The 22,536-nt window shown below is 50.4% G+C and carries 15 protein-coding genes; 5 read left to right on the top strand and 10 right to left on the bottom strand.

The annotated features are described in order from the left end of the window. Positions 1–68: 68 nt before the first annotated feature. From JMI88_RS20655 to JMI88_RS20640, 4 genes are all read left to right on the top strand, one after another. Entirely contained in the window at positions 69–1,832 is a 1,764-nt protein-coding gene (locus JMI88_RS20655) for a serine/threonine protein kinase (RefSeq protein WP_201363869.1), read from the top strand. Between the two features lie 239 nt (positions 1,833–2,071). Beyond that, positions 2,072–2,230, top strand: coding sequence for a hypothetical protein (locus JMI88_RS20650; RefSeq protein ID WP_201363868.1), 159 nt, complete (start codon positions 2,072–2,074; stop codon positions 2,228–2,230). A 174-nt stretch (positions 2,231–2,404) separates the two neighbouring features. After that, positions 2,405–3,718: a GTPase ObgE gene (obgE, locus tag JMI88_RS20645; protein WP_201363867.1), complete on the top strand. Its 1,314-nt coding sequence runs from the start codon at positions 2,405–2,407 to the stop codon at positions 3,716–3,718. Positions 3,719–4,038: 320 nt separating this feature from the next. After that, positions 4,039–7,896 (top strand): tetratricopeptide repeat protein, encoded by a 3,858-nt coding sequence (locus JMI88_RS20640; protein ID WP_201363866.1) that lies wholly within the window; start codon positions 4,039–4,041, stop codon positions 7,894–7,896. A gap of 107 nt (positions 7,897–8,003) precedes the next feature. On the opposite strand, the gene JMI88_RS20635 is transcribed toward JMI88_RS20640, so the two are convergent. The 5 genes from JMI88_RS20635 to JMI88_RS20615 all read right to left on the bottom strand — a co-directional run bounded on the left by JMI88_RS20635 (position 8,004) and on the right by JMI88_RS20615 (position 15,452). Next, on the bottom strand, positions 8,004–9,308 hold the full coding sequence (locus tag JMI88_RS20635) for an MFS transporter (RefSeq protein ID WP_201363865.1): 1,305 nt from the start codon (positions 9,306–9,308) through the stop codon (positions 8,004–8,006). Between the two features lie 251 nt (positions 9,309–9,559). Further along, positions 9,560–11,509, bottom strand: coding sequence for an MraY family glycosyltransferase (locus tag JMI88_RS20630; RefSeq protein ID WP_201363864.1), 1,950 nt, complete (start codon positions 11,507–11,509; stop codon positions 9,560–9,562). A gap of 114 nt (positions 11,510–11,623) precedes the next feature. Further along, positions 11,624–13,150: a UDP-N-acetylmuramoyl-L-alanyl-D-glutamate--2,6-diaminopimelate ligase gene (locus JMI88_RS20625; RefSeq protein WP_201363863.1), complete on the bottom strand. Its 1,527-nt coding sequence runs from the start codon at positions 13,148–13,150 to the stop codon at positions 11,624–11,626. Between the two features lie 81 nt (positions 13,151–13,231). After that, the gene (locus JMI88_RS20620) at positions 13,232–14,275 is read right to left on the bottom strand and encodes a queuosine 5'-phosphate N-glycosylase/hydrolase (RefSeq protein WP_201363862.1); all 1,044 of its coding nucleotides are present in this window, start codon (positions 14,273–14,275) and stop codon (positions 13,232–13,234) included. A gap of 511 nt (positions 14,276–14,786) precedes the next feature. After that, complete coding sequence (locus tag JMI88_RS20615) at positions 14,787–15,452, bottom strand: sigma-70 family RNA polymerase sigma factor (protein WP_201363861.1); 666 nt, start codon at positions 15,450–15,452, stop codon at positions 14,787–14,789. Between the two features lie 157 nt (positions 15,453–15,609). On the opposite strand from JMI88_RS20615, the gene JMI88_RS20610 reads away from it, so the two are divergent. Next, positions 15,610–15,912 carry an anti-sigma factor family protein gene (locus JMI88_RS20610; protein ID WP_201363860.1) on the top strand — a complete coding sequence of 101 codons (303 nt, stop codon included), beginning with the start codon at positions 15,610–15,612 and terminating at the stop codon, positions 15,910–15,912. A gap of 86 nt (positions 15,913–15,998) precedes the next feature. Here the strand turns inward: JMI88_RS20610 and JMI88_RS20605 are convergent, their stop codons facing one another. The 5 genes from JMI88_RS20605 to JMI88_RS20585 all read right to left on the bottom strand — a co-directional run bounded on the left by JMI88_RS20605 (position 15,999) and on the right by JMI88_RS20585 (position 22,415). Continuing rightward, a complete protein-coding gene (locus tag JMI88_RS20605; RefSeq protein WP_201363859.1) occupies positions 15,999–16,826 on the bottom strand; it encodes a DUF2085 domain-containing protein in 828 nt (275 codons plus the stop codon). A 35-nt stretch (positions 16,827–16,861) separates the two neighbouring features. Then, positions 16,862–17,584 (bottom strand): cytochrome c biogenesis CcdA family protein, encoded by a 723-nt coding sequence (locus JMI88_RS20600; RefSeq protein WP_201363858.1) that lies wholly within the window; start codon positions 17,582–17,584, stop codon positions 16,862–16,864. 48 nt (positions 17,585–17,632) lie between these two features. Then, on the bottom strand, positions 17,633–19,321 hold the full coding sequence (locus tag JMI88_RS20595; RefSeq protein WP_201363857.1) for a HEAT repeat domain-containing protein: 1,689 nt from the start codon (positions 19,319–19,321) through the stop codon (positions 17,633–17,635). Positions 19,322–19,522: 201 nt separating this feature from the next. After that, positions 19,523–20,965, bottom strand: coding sequence for a serine/threonine protein kinase (locus JMI88_RS20590; RefSeq protein WP_201363856.1), 1,443 nt, complete (start codon positions 20,963–20,965; stop codon positions 19,523–19,525). Positions 20,966–21,506: 541 nt separating this feature from the next. Next, entirely contained in the window at positions 21,507–22,415 is a 909-nt protein-coding gene (locus JMI88_RS20585) for a sigma-70 family RNA polymerase sigma factor (protein ID WP_126599369.1), read from the bottom strand. Positions 22,416–22,536 lie beyond the last annotated feature (121 nt).

Genomic DNA, 22,536 nt, shown 5'->3' with positions numbered 1-22,536 from the left:
TTCTTTTTGCGCCCCTTCGTGTACAGAGTGCCCACGTGTGCTCAACAACGAGAACTTGAGGTGAAGGGATGCAAGAATTTCCAAAGGGCAAGATAGTCCGAGACCGTTATGTTATTGAAGATCTACTAGGGCAGGGTGGATTTGGCGCGGTTTACCGTGTCAGAGATAGACGTGTCAAAGGAAATGTCTTTGCGCTTAAAGAGGTAGAAAGTCTGGAGTGGCGTCAACGAGAGAACTTTCTGTTTGAAGGGGAAGTTCTCCGTCGCCTGGATCATCCTGCCCTACCTCGCGTCTATCGTGTCTTTGAAAAGCCGGAGCATGATCGTATCTGTATTCTGATGGATTATGTGGCTGGCCCTAATCTGGAGCAGTTACGCTCTGAACAACCTGGTAAACGTTTTGAGTTGCATCAGGTTATGCAAATGATGGCACCAATCGCTTCGGCCATCTCTTATTTACACAATCAGCAGCCTCCAATTATTCATCGGGATATTAAGCCATCGAATATCATTATCCCGACTTCTGGAGAAAGCGCTGTACTCGTCGATTTCGGCATCGCTAAAGAATATAATCAGGATGCCACGACGACCGCGATACGGCATTGTTCTCCTGGATATGGTGCTCCTGAACAGTATGTCAGTGGAACGGAGACCCGAACCGATATTTATGGATTTGGTGCTACTCTCTACACGTTATTGTCAGGTGCCATTCCGATTGATGCCCTCTACCGTATCACGCGCCTGAGTGTGAATCGCGCTGATCCTCTGGTGCCCATCGGTGAGATCGTCCCAGATATTCCGCCTGATTTTGCCGCAGCGATTCATCGCTCTCTGGCAATCAATAGCAGCGATCGCTTTGCGACTGTGAATGATTTCTGGCAAGCTTTGGAAGCCACCGTGCAGCAACCAGAGACGTTATCAGATCAGCCAGCTAATCCTGTACCTGTGCAAGAGGCAGAAGCTCAGCCCGCGCTGGTGCCAGCTATCTTGCCTGCCAGCGGGAGGCTGGAACACTCATCGGCAGTTTCCACGGCATCTGATCCCGGCAGGCATAATGATTTTATCGAAACCGAGGATCTTCCTGTATCCAGTGAACCCACGGAAGCAGATGTGCATTTACCATCTCCGCAACCACCACGGCGTCGGCGCAAAACTGGACTGATCATCCTGATAATTGCATTGCTGCTTTTGCTTGGAGGGGGAGGAGGTGCTATGGCCTGGTTTAATTTGATTCCTAGGCCTGGGCATGCTCCCTCAACGACAACACAACACACACCAGTGGCACAAAAGACGGTGGCACCAACAGCGACACCGACCAGTACAGCCACGCCAGTACCTACCAGTGTGCCCACACATGCACCAACGCAGCCGCCAGCGAATTTTCCGACGATTGCCTCAGCTTATAACGGCTCTATCCATAATACACCGGCCTCTGTGGATTCGACCATGTCATTAACCGGCATGCGTCAGCAGCAAGGGACGATTCATGGTCACCTGGCCCTGGGGCCTGGTTTGCAGGGCGATGGTGATTTTACTGGTCAGGTGACCAGAGACAAAAAGATCCAGTTCCTGGTGTCAAGCTATGCTGGACATCTGCCTCTCTTTTTCCAGGGCCAGATTCAGGGCGATGGCTCCATCAGCGGATCGTATTGTAGTTATCAGAATAATCAATGTAATAATGGCAACGGGGGATATGGTAGCTGGCAGGTCCGGCCAAATGTGAGTAGCTCAGGATCTCTGGTCCCATCCACCACGTCCGGGCAGGCCACTCTGGCTAGTGGTAGACCGGAGGCTGAGATATGGACAGGGTTTAGATGCCTGGCAAAATTATAATCAATTTGCGCAGAATGTCCCTCACAAATGCTCGAGCAGGCCCATCAGCAAGTTTATGAACAGATGCCTCCCTAGCAGCGTGGTGGGTTGCTCCAGAATCTGTTAAATGGCCTGACGCAGCGTGGAATAAGTCCACAACAGATGGGCATTCAAAATACAGACCCTTATACGATGTCGCCAGTAGAGGCTGCCGTGTAACTGGTTATGCTCAGCAGCAGCAACCCGATGTTTTACATCAGGTGTTTGGTCCCGGTGGCGCTTTGAGTAGTCCCTGGGCGAAAGTCGCCATTGCGGGTGTGGCTGCCCTGGCTGCCAAGCAATTTTTAGGTGGCGGATTTGGCGGAGGGAATCAGGGTGGCTTTGGCGGTAACCAGAACAACGATAACGGTTTATTGTAGAGACCACTATGCTGTAAATTGTGTCTCTTTTCTCAATGCATCTAGCCTGGCAAAGTTGAACAAGTTCGTTCAACTTTGCCAGGCTATTTTTGTGCCTGAGGCCCATTTGTGATATACTCCATTCGCCACAAAGATACAGATTTTAACGCCTGCAGAATGCATTGGGGATGGTTTATGTTTTACGATCATACAAAGATTTTTGTTAAAGCCGGGAATGGAGGCGACGGGTCAACGCATTTTCGTCGTGAAAAGTTTGCTCCATTTGGCGGTCCGGATGGTGGAGATGGTGGGCGAGGTGGAAGTATCTACTTTGAAGCCACGAATGGATTAAATACACTGATTGATTACCGCTATAAGCAGCAGTTCAAGGCTGAATCGGGAGCTCCGGGTGTGCGTCAAAAGATGCATGGAGCCAAGGGCGATGATATTGTTTTGCGTGTGCCGTGTGGCACGATTATTCGTGATGCAGAGACGGATGCGCTGATTGCTGACTTGACTGAGCCTGGTCAGCAGGTAATGGTTGCCCGGGGTGGGCGTGGTGGTCTGGGCAATGTGCATTTTGCAACCTCGACGCGCCAGACGCCGAAAGAATCTCAGCGCGGTGAGCCTGGTGAGGAACGCTGGCTCAAACTGGAACTACGTGTAATTGCCGATGTGGGCCTGGTAGGTTATCCAAATGCCGGTAAGTCGACGCTTCTATCGGTCTGCTCTGCAGCCCGTCCGAAAATAGCCAATTATCCATTTACGACGCTGGAGCCCAACCTGGGTGTGGTTGAGGTTGGCCAGCCACGTAGTGGCGATGGCTTTGGTTTTGTGATGGCTGATATTCCAGGTTTGATCGAGGGTGCAGCCCAGGGAGTTGGCCTGGGGCATGAATTTCTGCGCCATATTCGTCGTACGCGCCTGTTAATCCATATGGTTGACGGTTCAGCCATTGAGCGCGACCCCTGGCAAGATTTTGAGGCTATCAATAAAGAGTTGCGCGATTATGATGCTGAGCTTGCCCGGCGTCCACAACTGGTGGTGTTCAATAAGATGGATGTGCCTGAAGCTCAGGAGCGCTGGCCAGCATTTAAAGCTAAAGTCGAGGCGGCAGGCTATAGTGTATACGCTATCTCGGCGGTTGCTCACCAGGGGACAGAAGAATTGGTAGCCGAGGCCTCACGGCGCCTGCATGAACTTGCCCGCGAAGAGGCTGAACGTGCCGCAGCTCAGGTGGTTGTCGATCTGCGCGAGGGCGAAAGCCCCATTTTACGTCCCATGCCTGATGATGCCTTTACCGTTTCTAAAGAAATGGGTATCTTCATTGTTCGCGGCAAGCGTGTTGAGCGCATGGTCAGCATGACAAATCAAGAGAGCGAAGAAGGCATGGATCGTATGCAGGTCCAGCTTGAAAAGCTGGGTGTTACCAAGGCACTCGAAGAAGCTGGCGTAAAAGTTGGTGATACCGTACGTTTCGGTAAAGTTGAATTATACTGGGGCGAATAGCAAGCTGGTGAGAATACCGCTGCCCGTGGCTACCTGCGCTACGTTGGCTTGTACCTGGCGGTAGGCCATATTAACTTCCAGTTTTTTGTCCTGCAATTGCTGTCGGCGGTCATCAAGAAGCGATACCTTTATGTTTGTAATGGTCTTTTTTGTGAGATCATTACAAACACCTGTGTGGTATACTTGTACATGAGAAAACGGCATATTCAGCATTTGTCATCGTGTCATGGCACGAAAAGCAATGGAATGCGAGATCACTTAAACTCATGGGAGAAACACTTAGCTTATTATTTCGTGTGTGTGTGGATGGTTCGTATGAGGTGCAAATAAAGGACAGTTGGTCGGGGCATGCGGTGAGCGGATGTTTTGTTCCTCCGTATACATCCAGGCAAGTAAGCGCATTACAAAAAAAGCTCAATACGCTTGAAAACAACGATACTGAGTTACGTGGGATTGGCTATCGTCTCTTTTGCGCTATTTGCGGAATCGATCCTTCTCAAAGCCAGCCGTCGCAGCCTGCTGAATCCTCGGTTGCGTTTGTCCTGCGCAACATCATCCAGCGCACGTTGAAGCGCCGGGGAACGGTGGCGTTAACACTGATTTTTGCTCCAGGCTGCGAAGAGTTCGTGCGTTTTCCCTGGGAATTGCTCTATAACGGCAATCACTTCTTGATTGCCTCTGGCATTTTTACGCTCAGCCGGGCACTCATGCGCCCAGACGCTCCCGTGGGCTCTGAATTGCCTGTGCATCCACCTTTTCGGATATTGTATATCAGTGCCTCTCCTACCAATTTTGCACCCCTGGAGACTGAGCGCAGCTTTGAGGCGATGGAGGAGGCATTAAACCCTTTAATCGAGACTGGTCAAATATTTCTGGACCGCCTGGAGCCACCTACCTTTAGCCAATTTGTGCGTTACCTGAACTCTTACGGGGGAGCAGGCACTTTTGATGATAGTGATACGACGCTGCCCTGCTATGTAGTGCACTTTGATGGTCACGGAGCTTATGGCAAGCTTTGCCCCAAAGATAGTTGTGAGACAGTCAACAATCCGGATGCACGCAAATGTGTGGAATGTGGGACCTCTTTGAGTCGTATACAGCCACAAACCTATCTCTGTTTCTGTGATGATGAAGGCTACAACAATTTTATTGATACACAATCGTTGCGGGATGTTCTGGTTAGTAGCGATGTTCACCTGGGAGTTTTTTCTGCCTGTGAGACCGCTATGGTTGCTAACGACAAACCTGTGGGAGGAAATGTGCCGCCGTCCCGACATCTGGCCGCTGTAGATTCTACGCTGGCTACCTCGTTAGTGACAGCCCAGGTACCGGCCGTAGTGGCGATGCCGTTTTCTTTGCAGGATGACCTGAGTCCAACCTTCATGTATCATTTTTACGAGGCGCTGGCGGATGGACGCACGTTAGAGGAGGCCCTGTCGCGGGCTCGCCAGGCGATGTTACCGATGCAGCAGAAGAGCTGGTTCATCCCTGTGCTTTATCGCCATGTTGCGGAGGACGAAGAGGGGCCAGTCGCTTTAATGGTAACTTCTGATACGCAAAATGACCATGCCCATCCCCTGGCCCATCTAGGTCCCCCGATATCATTTGTCGGCCGTGAACGCGAATTGCGAGATGTTGAGCAATTATTAGCATTGGCGGCGACGAATCCACCTTCTTCCGCGGCGCGTCGGGGTATACGTAAACCACAGGGATACCAGCATATCGCGTTGACTGGTGCGCCTGGCATTGGCAAAAGCGCTCTGGCTCTAGAAGCGATTCGGCGCAATCGCGATAAGTTTCTGGGCGGTATTATTGGAGTTTCGCTGGAGAACGGAAAATCATTTACTGACGCGTTACTGGAAATCATCCATGCCTTGCAAATTCCCGCTCGCAATATAGCTAACAGTGATGCCAGGCAGCGTTCCCGCCTGGTTCAGGGCACTTTGCGTTCGCTTGCCAGCCGCGAACTTCCTTGTCTCTTGCTGCTCGATAGCTTTGAAGAAATTACAGATCGAGCCGAGTTGGAGCAGTGGTTAACTTTTTTGAGTAGCCTTCCTGCGGAAGTGGTCGTAATAGTTACCTCACATTCTAATCCTGAGAGCATGCTGGTGACGGATGGCACACTGGGCCGCTGGTATGAATACCGCATCGGCAAGATGACCAACAGCGATTTATTAACGCTTTTTACTGATCTGGCGGCTGCTAGTGGTCTGGATCAGCGCATCCAATTGAATGAGCCACGGCAGCAAATTATTTTAAAAGAGATCTGTGCGCTATTAGATGGTTATCCGCTGGGGGCCGAGCTGATCTTTGGCACCGCTCGTTCGATTGGTGGCCAGATCTATACGCCAGAAGCAGCCACACGCTCATTGGAAGAGATACGCGACGAACTCTATAGCAATCCTCTGGCCGGAATTATGTCTGTGCTGGAGGTCTCTTATCAGCGTTTAAGTGCTCCGGCTCGCCTGTTACTGTCATACCTGGCTGCGTTTCGCATTCCGTTTAATCGCGAGCAGATTGCTATGTTGATCTCTCCTGATACCCTGCTAGCTGCCCATGAGCCAATATCGCTGCAGGCCACAGATAATACTGCTGCCCAGGACGGACAGCCCGCACGTCTATCAGCGCTTTTGCCCCAGCAGTGGCGGGCGGCTCGTGATGAACTGGTGCAGGCCTCGATTGTTTTATTTGATGGTTACACCTATTCTATTCACCCACAGATTCGTCATTTCGCCCTCTTGCGTTTACCCCTGGAAGAGCGCCGCCGGGTGCATCGGGTGGTGGCTGCCTATTATTATTGTTTGCCCCGGCCAAAGATGGAGGAATGGATTGAGGCATTTGAGCACCTGGAAGCAGCGGGCGAGCCTCTAGATTTGCGCGAGGCGATTCAAGTCTCCTTGCGGGCGGCGTCTCCTCTTGAGGGCCATGGCCATTTTGCCACCGCGCAAAAGCTACTGCGCCGGGCCGCAGGCTATGCGACTCGTCTGGGTGATCAGACGAGTGCGGGCTTGATACAATGTCGTCTGGGCGCTTTGCTGAGGCAACTGGGCAATTACGCCGAGGCTGAGGTGTATTTGAGAAGCAGTCTCGCCACCCATCAGCGTAATCCTGCTGAGGCCGAATACATTGGCTGGGTGCAGTATGAACTGGCCCTCTTACTGCATGATCAAGGGGATTTTCCGCTGGCTCTGACCTGTATCCAGCAAGCGCAGACACAATTTAAGGATTGTGGACAGGAACGTGGCCTGGCGCGCGTTCTGGATGTACAGGGTATGGTTTACCAGGACCAGGCTCGTTACGCTGAGGCGCTACACTGTTTTGAACAGGCCATCGACATTTGTGTGCAGCAGGAAGATGGTCTGGGTCATGCCAGAGCCCTGCACAATCGTGCCACTGCTTATGGCGCACTGGGCCAGTATAGCCGGGCCGTACGTGATTTTGAAGAGTCACTGCGCCTGTTCAACGAGTTAGATCGGCCAGTAGACCAGTATTGGGTTATGGTGGATAAGAGCGCCATCCACATTTTGCAGGACAAATTGGATCTGGCGGAACAGGCCTGCCAGGAAGTCCTGCCTCGTTTCCGTGAGCGACAACTGAGACGTGGTGAAGCTCTGACCTTGCGTACAATGGGAGATCTTTACCGCCAGAAGCAGGAAATGCAGCGGGCACACAACTTCTATAGCGAAGCCTGGAAGCTGTTTAACGCGCTGGGAGATCGCCTGAATATAGCACTAACTCTGCAGATCATTGGGTCCCTGTTCTTCGAGGAAGGTATCTATCTGGAAGCCAGAGAGAACTATGAGCAAGCGCAATTTCTGGCTCAAGAAAGTGTAATCACTTATATTCAGGGACTGGCCCTGGCTGGACAAGGGGACGTTGCTGCTGTACTGCGTCAGTTCGCTGAGTCGGAACGCTATTATCGCGAGGCTGAGCGCTTACTGGCAGGGTTTTCACTGAAACGGGAGCGCCTGAACATCCTGTTCCATCTAGGAACGTTGTATCAGACCCAGCAGCGCTATCAAGAAGCCCTGGATGTCTGGGTTCAGGCTCTGACCGTGGGTGTAGAGGAATCTTCTGCTCTTTACAGAAAAGTACAGGATAAAGTACAGGCTCTGGTGGCCGAACAACACTTAGAGGCTGAATATCGCGCCTCCCGAAACCGTTTCAATCTGGTCTAGTTTAGTGATTTGTGATCACGCTAGCAGCGACGGGGAGCTAAATTCTATGTAGCGAACCATGCCTCTGTCCCTGCTAGGAGCGGCTGTAGGGTCGCTTAAACTTTTATTTATAGTGTACGCACCACCGACCGCGCAAGCAGCAGGTACAGCGAGTAAAGTCCTACGATTGAGGCGCACAGCAATACCGTGAGTGGCCCACCAATCAGCGCGATCAGCCAACTGGCCGGGAAATCGCCGAGCGGCCGTATGCCCATAATCATCAGCGTATTCAGGCTCATCACGCGCCCTCGCATCTGAGGAGGCACCCGTGTCTGCAGGAGCGTAATAGTCGTTGCTCCTACGCCGTTCTGAGAGATACCAAAGAGCAACAAGGCCAGTAACGAGATTCCGAAAAAATGGCTCAGCGCGAAGATAAGCAGTGAACTTGTCCACACTAACAATGAACAAAGTAACAACAAGCCTTTATACTTGAAATCCCCTAACGACGCCACAATTAGGGCGCCTAAGATAGTACCTAGCCCGCCAGCAGAGAAGAGCAGTCCCAATTGTGCCGCATTTAAGTGCAGAATCTGCGTGCCAAAGATTGGTAGTATTAAAGTATTCGATGGTCCAAAGAAGAGCAGTGCCCCATAGCCAGATAGTACCCATGGGAGCGCTTCGTCCCTGCGTACCGTGCTGAGCGAAGCTCTGATTGAGGCCAGCAGCGGTCCGCGTTTGGCCATACTTTGTTCGGCTGCATCCCTGGGAATCTGGAGCATATAGAGTACGACTAGTACCCCTAGAAAGCTGATACCATTAAGAAAAAAGTTACCCGCATAGGGAAAAAGGTTATTGCCGTTTCTGGCATTACTAAAAACAACAATCATTACACCTGCCAGGGTAGGGCCCACGAACGCCGCGCCATTGAAGACAATTGATTGCAGCGAGATGGCGTTCATCAGGTCTTCACGTGGCACCAGGTTAGGAACGAGCGAGGAGCGTGCAGGCTGGTCAAAGCTGAGTACGGTACCCGAGCAGAAAGCCAACAGAACGATCATCCAGACCTGGACGATACCCATAATCGTAATGATACCCAGGATAAATGCCAGGAGCATAGACAGGCTTTGCGTAATCAACAAGAAACGACGTTTATCACTTTGATCAGCAATACTTCCACCGATGAATGCAAATATAAAGAAAGAAGCGGCCTGAGCCAGTGAGACGATACCCAGTGCTATGGGAGAATTATGCGTAATCTTCAGTACTAACAGGCTCTGGCTTACAATCTGAAGCCAGGTGCCAATTGATGAGACAATGAGGCTGATCCATAACAGTCGAAAATTACGATAGCGCAAAGCCTGCAACGGTGAGATTCTTCTTTTGGTTGTTCGTTCCTGCGCCGGTTCTTCTGGTAAAGTGGGGATCCTGGACATTTTTGACACGATCCTCTTTGTTTTAATAGTTTTGCAATATTTAATTTTAACTATTATTATGACAAAAGATGCTGTAATAAGCAAATATAGGTAATATAAAAAGGTTATTCAGACAACGAGCAGCCTTTTTATATTACCTGTGTATCTAACTTCCCTCGTTTTCTGGGAAAGTGCAGGGGGCTGACACCCACAATCCTTTTTTATGTTGTGCTTAAAATGCGCAGCGCGCATTTTAAGCACAACATAAAATTTTATTTCTTTGGCATTTCGTGTGACCGGGATGTATGTGTACGGCTTTTCGTGCCGGTGCTGTTGTCCTGGTGTAGTTCTGCTGTTGGCCTGCTTAGCAGCACATCACCATTGAGCGGCGTGGTCACTTTAATCTCTTCATCGTCGCTCTCGATAGGATAACCGGGTGTATTGGCGGTCCAAATTTTGAGTGGCCCACTGTGATTCTCTTCCTCACTGACCGGCTCGTATGGATTGGGCAGGTCGGCTGGTGGTAAGTTGCCTTCCAGAATGGGCTCTTCTTTGTGACGCAAGATATCCTGACGTCGAATAGGCTGCGTCTCTTGTTTCTCCAGAGCCAGTTGATTTTCCAGTTCATTAAGCAAGTGAACAATCTCGGGTCTCAACACGCGGTTCCGTTCTGGAATACGGGTCCATTGTGCCTGTGCGGCTGGATAATAGCCCGCACGATAGCAATAAAGCCCGAGCATAGCTCGCGCATCAAAGATCGCCATACGTTGCCAGAGTGCCAGTTCTTCCGCTGGTGTCTCGATCACATCTTCGCTGGCTTCTACTACTTCTACCAGATGATAGAGGTTCAGACCCATAATGCGGAAAGGATAGCCATAATAGAGGGCCAGGCGGTGACGGCGGGCACCTGCTACAAAATGCTTGCCCACAAAATAGTTTTTCGACCAGGAGCCGCTGGACCAGATCAAAATGGCCAGCAAAATAATCAAGAAGCGCCCAATATATCGCTGCCATGAGAACGGTACCAGGCTGACCATGATACCGAGGACAGCAAAGCAGGCCCCTAGCGCCCAGGCGGCGTAAACCAGGCGGCGTCGATCCCAACCTAGCAGGTCAAAGTGATGGTGGAGTGGCGTCGCCAGGAATGGCAAGGGAAATTCTGTGTGCGGCACAAACGTATTGGCATGGGCAAAGCGCAGAATAGTTAAATAGCGCCGGAAGAAACGGGTGAGCAAACGGGCTGAGATTAGAGCTGAAAGCCCTTCTAGCACAAAAGCACCACCGATCATGAGCAAAAGAGTTTCGTTGCGCGAGAAGATAGCGATCATCGCCAGCAACCCACCCATGCCGAGGGCTCCGCTATCACCCATATAAATCTTCGCTCGTCGTGTGGCATGCCCACGGCGGGCAGCCCAGGCTGAGGGCCAGTTCCAGGGTAGATAGCCGAGAATAGCACCAGCTCCTAGCAGCGCTAATACTTCCAACACCACCCCATTTGGCTGTGTTCCGACCAGGCCAGTGACGACAATACCCAGACCTAGTGACGCACTGAAGACCAATCCACCAGCCAGGCCATCCAATCCATCGCTGAAGTCTACTGAGACCGAGGTCAGACTACCAATCACGCCGGTCATCAGCATCAGAAAAATGAGCCAGCCGTAGTAACCTACGGGGTTGCCAGCGACCGAACAGATTTCTGGATGATGTGGGATAGGAGTAGGACAGAGAAACGTATTCAGGATAGGCAGGTCTTTCCACAGACTGTAAGAGATCTGACCACTCTGGGGTAGCAGGTAAAAATAAAGAGCAGCCGCACCAGCTCCAACCAGAAAGACGCCAGAGAATTTAGCGATTTCAGAGAGACCTTCATTGCGATACACTTTGCGCCAGTCATCAATAAATCCAACCATGGCGTAGCCCAGCATAGCCCCCAACGAGATAAAGAGTAAGATCCATTGATCGCGTTCAAAGTTGAGTAGATAGCCTGAGGCAATGCCAACGCCGACGATTGCCAGTATAAAGGCAGGGCCGCCAACCAGAGGCAGTTCGATCGTCCTGATTTCGCGTTTCCCGGTAGGAAGGTCAGCGCGATGGGTACCGGGTTTGTGTTCACCACTGCGAAACTTGGGAAAAAACAGCCTGGCCGCCTGACAGAGCAAAGTACTTGCTATAGCACAGCAGATAAAGACGACTAGTAATAACCACGGAGAATTCGGATTCATATGTACTCCCAAGACGTAATGATGACCTATATAAACAATGGTTGTTGCATTACCCCTGCCGGGGCTGCTATCGCCTGGTAGCTCTGCCAGGCACAGGTACCACTATATTTCACCCTACCACCCCTGCTTTTTGAGCTGTTCGCGTGCGACTTTGCGGTCATCCCAGGGAAGCTTCTCTCGCCCCATAATGATGCTCTGCTCATGTCCTTTGCCAGCCAGGAGTACCGTATCGCCAGCCTGGGCGTGTTTAAAGGCAGCGGCAATAGCCTGGGTGCGATCTGCGATGCACAGGAAATCTTTCCCTTCCCGTTTTCCAGCCGCAATAGCTCCATTGGCGATTTCTTGCAGGATCGCTTCGCGATCTTCGTCACGTGGATCTTCGTCGGTAATCACAAAGAACTCAGACTGCTCGGCGGCAATGCGTCCCATGATAGGCCGTTTTTGCAGATCGCGCTCGCCAGCTGAACCAAAGACCAGGATCATTTTGCCCGCGGTTAATGGACGCAGGGTGGCGATCACTTTTTGCAGGCTATCGGGTGTGTGGGCGTAATCCACGATCACGGAGAAAGGTTGGCCTTCTGCGATCGTCTCCATACGTCCTGTGATACCAGCAATGGTAGCCATGCCTCGTTCAATGTCGGCGATGTTGATTCCCTGGCTGTAGGCAGTAGCGATGGCGGCCAGGCTATTGCTGACGTTGAAGCGCCCGACCAACCGTGTTTCGATATGCGCTTCTCCATCCGGCAGCACGACGCGGAAGCTGGTACTTTGAGCCCCTAATTGTAGATCGACAGCGCGCACAGCCGCTGGTGTGTCGATACCATAATCCAGTATAGGCACTCTGCAATAAGGCTTAAGCACCTCATAACTCACATCATCGTGGTTCAAAATAGCGACTGGATGGCTATTGATGCCCTTGTCCCGTTCGGGATCAAGCATCTCAAACAGGCGGGCCTTTGCTCTTCGATAGGCATCGATGGTCTTATGGAAATCCAGGTGCTCGTGGGTAATATTGGTGACCACGCCGACATCAAAGTTACAGCCATGGACACGGCCAAGCTCCAGGCCATGGGAGGTTGCTTCGACAATGGCATAGGGAACCTGTGCGTCCACCAGGCGTCTAAGAAACTCCTGAATTTCCAGGGCTTCCAGCGTGCTCTGACGGGTGGTGTTCTCCCACTCTTGCCCGTCCATTTTAAAATTTGCCGTGGTCATCAAGCCATTACGTCGGCCCGCGGTTTCAAATAACGTGCTGATCAGATTACTGGTTGTGGTTTTGCCATCGGTGCCGGTAATGCCAATGGTGCACAGCTGATCGGCTGGATAGCCATAAAACGCACGGGCCAGGTCAGCCAATGCGATGCGAACGTTGGGGACCTCGATGTATGGCAGTGGCAGCGCCTGATCATCTGAGTGGATTTTCTCGCCGATAGCCACGCTTGCGCCGCGTGCGGCGGCATCGGAGAGATAAAACTGTCCATCTGTATGGGTACCAGGTACAGCCACGAAGAGTCCATGTTTTACAACCTTCCTGGAGTCGTAGGCGATGGACGTGATTTCGCTTGCCGCATCGAATGAGTATTGTTGTTGTGCGCGCCAGGAATAATTTTCTAGCGCGTTGAGTAATGTATGTAATTGCATAAGTTGTTATTTACCATCAGTATTTGTATGTAGTAGTAAACGACTGGTCGTATGGTAGCAAAGACGTACGCGCTATGCTCGTCAATAGTACATGGTGCGTGTCCGATGATAGGGACGCATCTCTTCTGAGCGCTGCCCAAGTAACCAGAGTCGCATGTCAATCTCGGCGGCAGTCATAGCATGCCCCTGCCGCTGTAGCGATTGCCGCAAGAGTTCACAGGCCCAGATAGTGCAGGCGCGGATTTCTATTTCTTCCTCACTACCAGCTTGAATCAGCTCTTTATTATCAACTTTTTGGGCCAGGTGTACTTCGTATTCCAATACATTATATTCGCGCAGCACCTGGGGTAGCTTATAATCGGCAAAAATGGTTAATTGGTCCTGTTTCGTAAAGTTTCCCCAGCCCTGACCATGAAAAGAGCCATTGATATCAGCGACTGTAATTTGTGCTCGTTTCAAAAAACGCACTGGCTGCCCGCGATATACGGCAACGTCACGGAATGATGGGAAGTCGCGTTCCAATAAGAGCACAAGGTTAATGGCATTTCGCTTAGCCTGTTCAATGGCATTGGTGAACTGGCCAGCATAGCGATCGAGCAGGACATGGCCGACTTCGCGTGCATTCTGAACGCGTTGCTCAAAGAGCGGAATAGTGCCGGAGCCACGGAAAATATGGGCCATTGTTTCTTCTGAGATAGTGCGTAAATATTCGGCATCCCACAGTGGTAAACCTTCTTCGACGGCACGTTTTAATGCCGCCGCTTCAGCCCAATAGCCATTGAGGGTCTGCTTCTGGTATTCAATGGCCCAACGAGGCTGATCTTTCTCGGCCCAAAAACAAAAATTCAGCGCATCCAGCAACAATAACCAATTGACGGTACGGCCTGTGCCATCTGAAAAATGGTAGCGCTCATCCCATAAAGGCATGGCTGGTTTTTGTCCTTGTGCGTCTTCCTGTATCCAGCGTTTACTGAGTTGCTCTATGTGTTCCGTATTGATCCAGACGTTTTTAGCGAGATCAATAACAGCGCGTGTGCTGGTCAGGATACCCAGGGGGTCGGTTGTTTGTTGTATCGTATAGCTGCCATCTCCCTCTTCCGCGGGCCAACGTGTAAGCTCTGACATGGTCATGCCTCTCTGCTTTTTTCGCTTCGATTCTACAAACAAACCCGGGTTTCGTCAATCATTCATCCATCAATGGATAAATGATATAGGTAATATCGGTTGATTCGCACCTTCCCTGGTATCTGTTCTATCGTTGATGCCTTGCTTTTTATATAACGATTATCGCTTTCCCTTTGGTGCAAGCTGATTGAGCACGCAAATGTTGCTGGCCCTGCGTATGTGAACCAGAATCATGGGGACCCGTTTATTATGATTGCTTCGCATGAATTGTGCATACCACTGACAACTGTGCCGGGTTATATCGAGTTATTAGATCAGTATCATGAAAAGCTGGAGGTGGAGTCGCGGGCAGAATTTATTGAGAAAGCGCGGTGTGTTAATGTGCGCATTACACGCGCTGGAAATGAGGCTATACGTCACACTGCGAAAACTGTATAAATCACCTCCTGATATGTATTATCTGGCGGCATTGCCAGTACGGAAGTTCTATGGCATTCCCGTAATTGAGAATTTAAGACGCTTCCGTTCTGACATACCCTCTATTTTTAGCGTATTGCCATAATGATTTTTGTAACTGGCGGCGGGCACGTGAAATGCGACTCATTACAGTTCCGATAGGAATTTGCAATGCTTCAGCGATCTCTTTATAGGAAAGTCCCTCAATATCTGCCAGGATGATGGCCATTCTAAAATTGGGGGGGAGATCGTTCAGTGCCTTATAAACATCTTCATCCAGGTATTGGTTTAAAACTTCTTCTTCAGCTCCCTGGCTGCGCTCCTGGCCGCTTAAATCGCGAATCTGGTTGTAGAGATAAAACTCTTCACCTTCGGGTAGGGCCACGGGCGTTGGATGAGTTGCCTGTTTACGATAGCGATTGATGGCAGATGTGTTGAGTATGCGAAAAAGCCATGCGCGTAGATTCGTACCTGGTTGATAGGTATGAGCAAAACGGATGGCTTTTAGCATAGTTTCTTGTACCAAATCTTCCGCTTCCTGTGGATTATTTGTCATGCGCAAAGCTGTACGGTAGAGGCTATCTAGCTGGGCAAGCAGACCCGCCTCAAAATCCTCTGAGGGCGGTTCTGTACTTTGTGGTTGCTCGTTTTCTCTATCTTCCTCAGTTGTTGCTGTTAAATCTTCTGTAGGTAGCTCGTCGAATTGTGACTTATCCTGCATTAAATACTCCTCTGACAAGGGGCTCACCACGAGGTCCTCCTACTTTCTTTCGGAAAGTATTATCAGTATATCTTATAGGTCCAGGGAATGAAAGGGCTACTGGATTATGTTAGAATGAACAGATAGAGTGGCGAGCTAGTGTAGGAGAAGTTTTACTATGGAGTGTTTAGATTGTGTTGAGACGACAGCACGTCTGCATCTTTATATCGATCGTGAATTGAGCACTGAGGAAATAGAGATCGTTCAGCAGCACCTGGATGGTTGCCCACATTGTGAATGTCGTTTTCATTTTGATTTAGAATTAAAGAGACTTATCCATGAGCGCTGTACGATTGAGCGTGCCCCTGCCCATTTGCGAGAAGCGGTAATGCGCCTGGCTCATGGCGATCGTGGCAAAATTGATGCCGATCTGGCACACGAGATTAAGCGTGAAATTAAGGCTGACCTCGAGGGCTGTTAGGTATCAGGCTTTCCGTGGGATTCCCGACCGTGGTAGCGGGTAGACATTGATGTATGTTATTGTATTTGGCTATTCTATCGAGTGCGTTAAGAGAGAGGAATTCCAAGAGCCTGAAAGAGGGAAAATTTGATCTGAGCCAGTATAAGTAATTCTCCTGTGGCTGCCAACAATGCGAGGCCGCAGATCGGGATGAGCTCTTTGTAGCGCGTGAATGACTCATCACGTTTACTGAGCAAGAGGAAGAAGATGAGGTTGATGCTACCTACGGCGCTGAGCAAGCCAAGGGAACTCAGTATTGCCAGTGGGTAGAGAAATAATCCACTTTGGGATGCAGCGGCGCAGAAGCATAAGAGCAATGCAGGAAGAAACCAGCTTAACTCTGTCCATGCTGGTAAGCTGCGCTGTGCATTGCCATAGCGCCAGATTAGCCCATTGATGACCGGGAGCACAAAAACACTCATAGCAAAGCCTGCCAATAGACCGCTGGCCAGGCGCAACAGGTTGTTCGGATGGTAAAGATGCGATAAGCCCAGATCAACGAGTAATGAGTTGATGCCATCGACGGCCAGAAAAAGAATACCCGCGCAGAGGGCAATAACTAGAGATTTGTCAGGAAGGGCCTGAGCGCGTCCGCGTTTTCTGGCATACAAAATAATCAATGTGACAAAAAAGCCCAGGTAGATCCCCGTGTTGCGTGAACACAGAGGCAATCTCTCTCCGCCCGGGTACAGCGAGTGGGTCAAAAGCTGAGCACAGATACCGCTATCCAGCCAGCGTAAACGCTCAAGCAATGTTGCTCCTGGCCACCACACAAGGGCGGCCAGGAGCGCAAGGTAGAGTAAGGTCAGCAGACCAGTGAGCCAGGGAGACAGCGCACCAGCTTCAGGCGTTTTCTGTTTACATTGATGCTCCATAACTTTCTCCCGGGTCATATCTTAGTCATGATCTATCAATTGACGCCCGTATTGAAGAGTGAATTGATATAGGTAAGTACATTGAAGAAGATCATACAGCCTACGATCATCATCAATATACCGGTGCCAATCTCGATCTTGCTCAGATGTGGCTTAAACCACTTGAGTGCCCGGCTCATTTGATTGACACCCAGGCCTAACAGTAAGAAGGGAACACCCAGGCCTAACGAATAGATCAGGAGTAGCCCTACTCCATGTTGAAGTGTGGTGGTATTGGCGGCCAGGATCAAAATACCTGCCAGAATAGGCGTGATGCATGGTGTCCAGGCGATACCAAAGACCAGTCCCATTAGTAGTGAGGCAGGATAGCCAGGATGCTCTGGAATAAATGTAATGCGTTTCTGCTGATTGAGGAATGGTATATTTAGCAGCCCGGTCAGGTGTAGTCCAAAGAGCACCATAATGATGCCACCAGCCTGGCGTAGGATGGTCAAATGATCGCGTAAGAAACTGCCCAATGTGCTGGCGGTGGCCCCCAGGGCAACAAAAGCAATCGTAAAGCCCAGAACAAAGGTCGCGGCATGCAGGAATGTAGCCAGGCGTGTCGAGATGGTTTGTTGGGTATTGGACGCCTGGTAAACGCTGGGTCCTACTAACTGAGCAAGATAGATAGGGACCAGGGGCAGCACGCAGGGAGAGAGAAATGAGGCCAACCCTGCAATAAATGCTATGCCCAGGCTAATCTGTGTCGGATTCATACATGCTCCTTGAACATTCTGTTGTTTTTTGCTTTATAGTATAGGGGTTTAGCTCAAACCGTGCAACGTCTTATGCCGTTCGTTCTGTTCTGCTTTTTGCCATTTCTTGAGAATTGAGCGTGCTTCAAGGGCCAGATTATGGATCGCTGGCATACTATCTTCTTGTAGGCGCGTCAGTTCAGTGAGCGCATAGACGACGACCGTATCTTCAGTGGTGGTGATCTCTGCTAGCGCATGCAGAGCAGTGGATGCTACGTGTTCATCGGTGTCGAGCAGGGCCTGTAGCAGGATGGGGATGGCCCAGCGCGCGCCTGCCTTGCCACAAACGTAGGCGGCGCAGGCGCGTACGCCGCTATCACTATCATCTAGCAACAGCGATTGAAAGTACGGATGGAGCTCAGGTGTGGTATGCAAGAACTTGCCCAGGGCCGCGCATGATTCCAGCGTACGTTGTCTCAGGAGTGGACTGGGCTCATGGAGCAAAGATTTAAATGTATCATTTTGCGCCATCTCCTGGCTGATCTCCTGCCAGGCTGCCTGTCGGCCATTATTGCGTGCCAGCCAGAGCAACTGAGCCAGCGAGTCCAGTGCCGTCACCTGTAGATTTTCCTCAGGCGTCGTCAAAACACGGAGTAGCCAGCGCACAATGTGTCCTCGTAGGGGTGTGCGTAGAGCTCCGTGGAAGCAGCGCAGACACTCGATAACCTCTCCTTGCCCGGGATGCTCTCTATTCATCACAATGGTACCGAACACCGCCGCCACATATTCACCTCCACAGGCAGCCAGGGTGTAGCAGGCTTGCCGCCGCAGGTCGGGATGAATGGACTTGAGCATAGGTAATAGTCGCATGGTCAACGTGTGCTGGCGCATTTGGTGACGGAGTGTTTTATCGCGTTGCGCGATTTCTTCTAAGATTGTAAGTATAATAATCTGTATGTGCTCATCTGTTGTCTCCAACAATGGATAGAGCGTCAAAATGGTTTGAGATGTAGCGATCTTGCTGAGCGCGTGGGCTGCATGCTGGGCAATTTCAACATCAGCATCGCTCAAGAGTTGAATCAAATGCGTGCTAAGTCGTTCCTGCTGGTCAGGGGTAAGCTGCGATGGACGCTCTGTGGCCAGAATAAATGTAGCTGCCTTCCGTATTTCATCTGGCACATCGGCTGATAAGAAGCACATCAGCACCTCCAGTCCTGCCGGGTCCCCGTTATTTAACAAAGCATACGAGGCAGTAAGGCGCACGGGATATGCCTCGTGCTCTCCTTGATGATGGTGGAGTATAGTGCAGGTAGAAGGATACAGGCTATGTGCTCTAGCACGCGTAGCCAGCGCCATGGCTGCTGCATAGCGAACCGAGGTCCAGGATGTATGGAGTCCCTGGCAAAGCAATTCTTCATTATCCTCCTGTGGCACCAGGCTGGCCGCCTCCATAATGCTGGTCCATAATACTGGCCCGGGAGCATCGCCTAAAATAGGGTGATGCAAAAGTTCTCCCAGACTAATCTTTTCGTGTTGACTCAAGTGAAGCAAAAGGCGACTGGTGTGTTCATACTGCGGTGGCCACCAGGGCCATGCAGGCCTGGTAATTTCTGGATAATTGCTGAAGGTACTGAGAACCAGGGGGAGGATAGTAGAACCTTGTTTGGCGAGCCTGCGTGTGGCGCGTAAACGTGTGCGATATTCCGTTTTAGGACCCAGCAGGAGGGCGAGCGCTGCTTGGATGCTTTCTTGCTGCATAGCCTACAAATACGCTTTCTTTTGCATTGACTGTTAGTTGTCTGGGTGTCGCCATTATTTAAATACAAGAAATCAACACATGTAGCACCGCCAATAAGTATTATGAACGGTGCCTTGTATTAGTGTAACCGGGTTTCCAAATTATTTTCGTTTTTGTATACGTGCGTCTGCCCTTTCTGATTTCTCTTTTATTCTGAGCTGTTAGCGCTCTGGCGTTTTAAACAACTTATGCAGTTGATCCCAGAGATTGAGGCCTGGTTCCTCTTTCTCTTTATGTGGTAGCTGAGTTCCCTTGCTATGCTTTTCTTGATCTTGCGTTTGTTTATCTATCTTGGCCGCTGGCAGAATAGGAGTGGGTGGTACTCCATGTGCTGGCTGCTGCTGCTCGGCTGACAGGCGGGAAAAACCCCGGCTAGACTGAGGAGGTGTAGCGGGCTGTTGCTGCTGATTCTGCGCAGGCGTACGAGCAAAGCCCTGCGTAGACTGAGGAGGTGTAGCGGGCTGTTGTGGATTGACGGATAATCTGTCTATGTCCCGAGCAGTCTGCCTGGACGCAGGCTGCGATGGTCCGTTGGAGACCGATGAGACTCCTCGGGTAGATTGTATACGTTGAGTTTGTGCTGAAATGGGTGCAAAGCTCTGTGTGGATTGTGGATGTACCGCTGGCGTTCGATGAGTATGCTGTTGTTCTATAGCCGCCATATAGTTAGGGAGGGCCGCTTGTGGTCGCTTTGGGGGTTGAGAGATTTTCTTCTGCTGGAGGCCACGCGGTGATTGAGGCATGCGAGAACCATGCCTTGGCGGCTGCAGATGAAGTTCACGTAGTTCCTGGGCCATCATACCAGCTTCGCGATAACGATAATGGCGATCGCGTGACAGGGCCTTGAGGATGATCTGTTCTAGCCCATCCGGCAGCGTGGGATTATATATGTGTGGCGGTTGAAGCTGACCTTGAATAATAGTCTGAGTTACTTCAGGCATTGACCGGCCGGTGAAAGGACGTCGTCCACACACCATCTCATAGAGTACTACACCCAGGGCATAGATATCGCTACGATTATCAAGAGTATAGCCCCAGATCTGTTCAGGAGAGGAGTAATAGATGCTGCCAACCAGTGTGCGCGCCACCGTAATCACCTGCAATCCAGGAGCGCGTGCCAGGCCGAAATCCATCACTTTAATTTTACCCCAGCGATTGAGCATGAGATTTTCTGGCTTGATATCGCGATGAATGACGTTCCGTTCCCGGTAGGCAGCATCAAGCGCATCGGCGATCTGGGCTGCATATTCTACGGCAAAATAAGGGGCAATCGCGCCATCTAAATGAAGAAGGCTGGCCAGGGTTGGACCTTGCACGAACTCCATCGCGAAATAGAGCAATTTTTGCTGTTGTCCTGCATCATAGATCTGCACAATATTGGGGTGATTAAGACCTGCAATAATCTGGGCTTCTCGAGTAAAGCGAGCTACATAGGATGCATCGCGTGCCAGGCCCTGTGGGAGCACTTTAACGGCCACTTCGCGCCCTAATGCCAGCTGCCTGGCACGATAAACAACCCCCATCGCACCCCGACCAACTTCCTCTTCCAGGTAATATCCACCAAGAATTTGCCCTGCCAGTTCATTCATGATAGGTTGCGACAAACGCAATAGCCGTTATATATCAGCATGCCGAATGTCGCTCTCCTTTCTGGTATGAAGAATTGTCCATCCGTATCGATGGACGACGTCTCTACGGCTGTAGCAAATAACCCCTAGCTACCCATGGTACAACTATTTCTATTGAAATAGACGGATGATGCCTACTTCTAGAGTAGCTGATGCCAAAAGTACTTTGTTCATGCAATCCTTAGCTGTGATTTTTTCTCTCTTTTATCGTGCAAGATGCATGTTTTGTGTCTGTGTGCATTCTGGAAAGTCCTTTACTGCAAGCCAGTGGCAGGATAGTAAAAGCAATTGTTACCTATACCCCTTGCCGCACCCCATTAGCTTAGTGGCTGCATACACAGACGATTATATAACATAATTTAAAGGTGAAGGAGTTGCTAATTTACTTCTATCATATGTTATTTTATGGTCCAATGCATCATGCGTCTAGAGTTTCTTGCCTGACATTGATCATGAAAGAAAAAAGAGTGCAAAGACATGCTATGCCTTGCACTCCCGATACCTCTATTGCTACTATTTAATCGAGATAATCTTTTAAGATCCTGCTAGCCTGCGGATGTCGTAATTTACGAATCGCACGCTCTTCGATCTGCCGTACACGTTCGCGAGTAACTTTTAGTTTTTTGCCAACTTCTTCCAGTGTATGGTCATGGTCATCGATGAGCCCGAAGCGCAATTCAATAACCTGACGTTCTCGCACTGTAAGTTGCCCAAGGACTTTACGAATTTCTTCACGTAATAACTGTTGATCAGTGATTTCGGTTGGACCCCGCTCGTGCATATCCTCGATGATATCGCCAAGGGTATTTTCCTCTTCTTCTGAAAGAGGAGCATCGAGTGAGAAGACCTTTTCTGCCCAGATAAGCAATTCGCTCACACGTTCTGCAGTCATACCGAGCCGTTCACCAATACTCTCAGGAGTTGGCTCGCGTCCCATTTCCTGGTATAGCTGGCGCGTGGTACGTTTAACACGCATCACTTCTTCCATAATATACACAGGGAGTCGCACAACGCGAGTCCCTTCAAGGATGGCACGCGTGATGGCCTGTTTAATCCACCATGTCGCATAGGTAGAAAAACGAAACCCTTTGCGGTAATCAAATTTGGTAACAGCCCTGATGAGACCGATGTTGCCCTCACCGATAAGGTCTTCCAGGGAAAGGCCCTGTCCGACATATTTTTTTGCAATACTGACAACCAAACGCAAATTCGCTTCGATGAGATGGTTTCTTGCATCCTTATCGCCTTGCTCCGCTCTCTCTGCAAGGCGCGACTCGCTTGCTGCAGAGAGCAGAGGGATGCGTGAAATCTCACGAAGATAGAGGCGTAAGCTATCGCTTTGTGCCAGGTTACTGATATCAGCTTCCGCTACATTTTCGCGTTCAGGTTCAGCCGCCTTATCACGGTCGCGTTCTGCGTTAAACATCACATTTCGTTCCAAGTGCTTGCTCTCTTCTCCTGCAACATGTACGTAGATCAGTTCAGTCTTGGCTTATTGTATCATACGTATATGGTATTGCAAGCAACAACATCCTCTCTTTGAAGAT

It is taken from the genome of Dictyobacter formicarum, from assembly GCF_016587435.1.
The sequence above is the reverse complement of the archived record's forward strand: the minus strand, read 5'-3'. Positions and strand labels throughout refer to the sequence as shown.

Coding starts and splice junctions, on each gene's coding strand:
- JMI88_RS20630 (WP_201363864.1), bottom strand. CDS start 11,509: ATGAATCCGAATTCTCCGTGGTTATTACTAGTCGTCTTTATCTGCTGT.
- JMI88_RS20585 (WP_126599369.1), bottom strand. CDS start 22,415: ATGTTTAACGCAGAACGCGACCGTGATAAGGCGGCTGAACCTGAACGC.
- JMI88_RS20605 (WP_201363859.1), bottom strand. CDS start 16,826: ATGGAGCATCAATGTAAACAGAAAACGCCTGAAGCTGGTGCGCTGTCT.
- JMI88_RS20610 (WP_201363860.1), top strand. CDS start 15,610: ATGGAGTGTTTAGATTGTGTTGAGACGACAGCACGTCTGCATCTTTAT.
- obgE (WP_201363867.1), top strand. CDS start 2,405: ATGTTTTACGATCATACAAAGATTTTTGTTAAAGCCGGGAATGGAGGC.
- JMI88_RS20655 (WP_201363869.1), top strand. CDS start 69: ATGCAAGAATTTCCAAAGGGCAAGATAGTCCGAGACCGTTATGTTATT.
- JMI88_RS20625 (WP_201363863.1), bottom strand. CDS start 13,150: ATGCAATTACATACATTACTCAACGCGCTAGAAAATTATTCCTGGCGC.
- JMI88_RS20600 (WP_201363858.1), bottom strand. CDS start 17,584: ATGAATCCGACACAGATTAGCCTGGGCATAGCATTTATTGCAGGGTTG.
- JMI88_RS20615 (WP_201363861.1), bottom strand. CDS start 15,452: ATGCAGGATAAGTCACAATTCGACGAGCTACCTACAGAAGATTTAACA.
- JMI88_RS20620 (WP_201363862.1), bottom strand. CDS start 14,275: ATGTCAGAGCTTACACGTTGGCCCGCGGAAGAGGGAGATGGCAGCTAT.
- JMI88_RS20635 (WP_201363865.1), bottom strand. CDS start 9,308: ATGTCCAGGATCCCCACTTTACCAGAAGAACCGGCGCAGGAACGAACA.
- JMI88_RS20595 (WP_201363857.1), bottom strand. CDS start 19,321: ATGCAGCAAGAAAGCATCCAAGCAGCGCTCGCCCTCCTGCTGGGTCCT.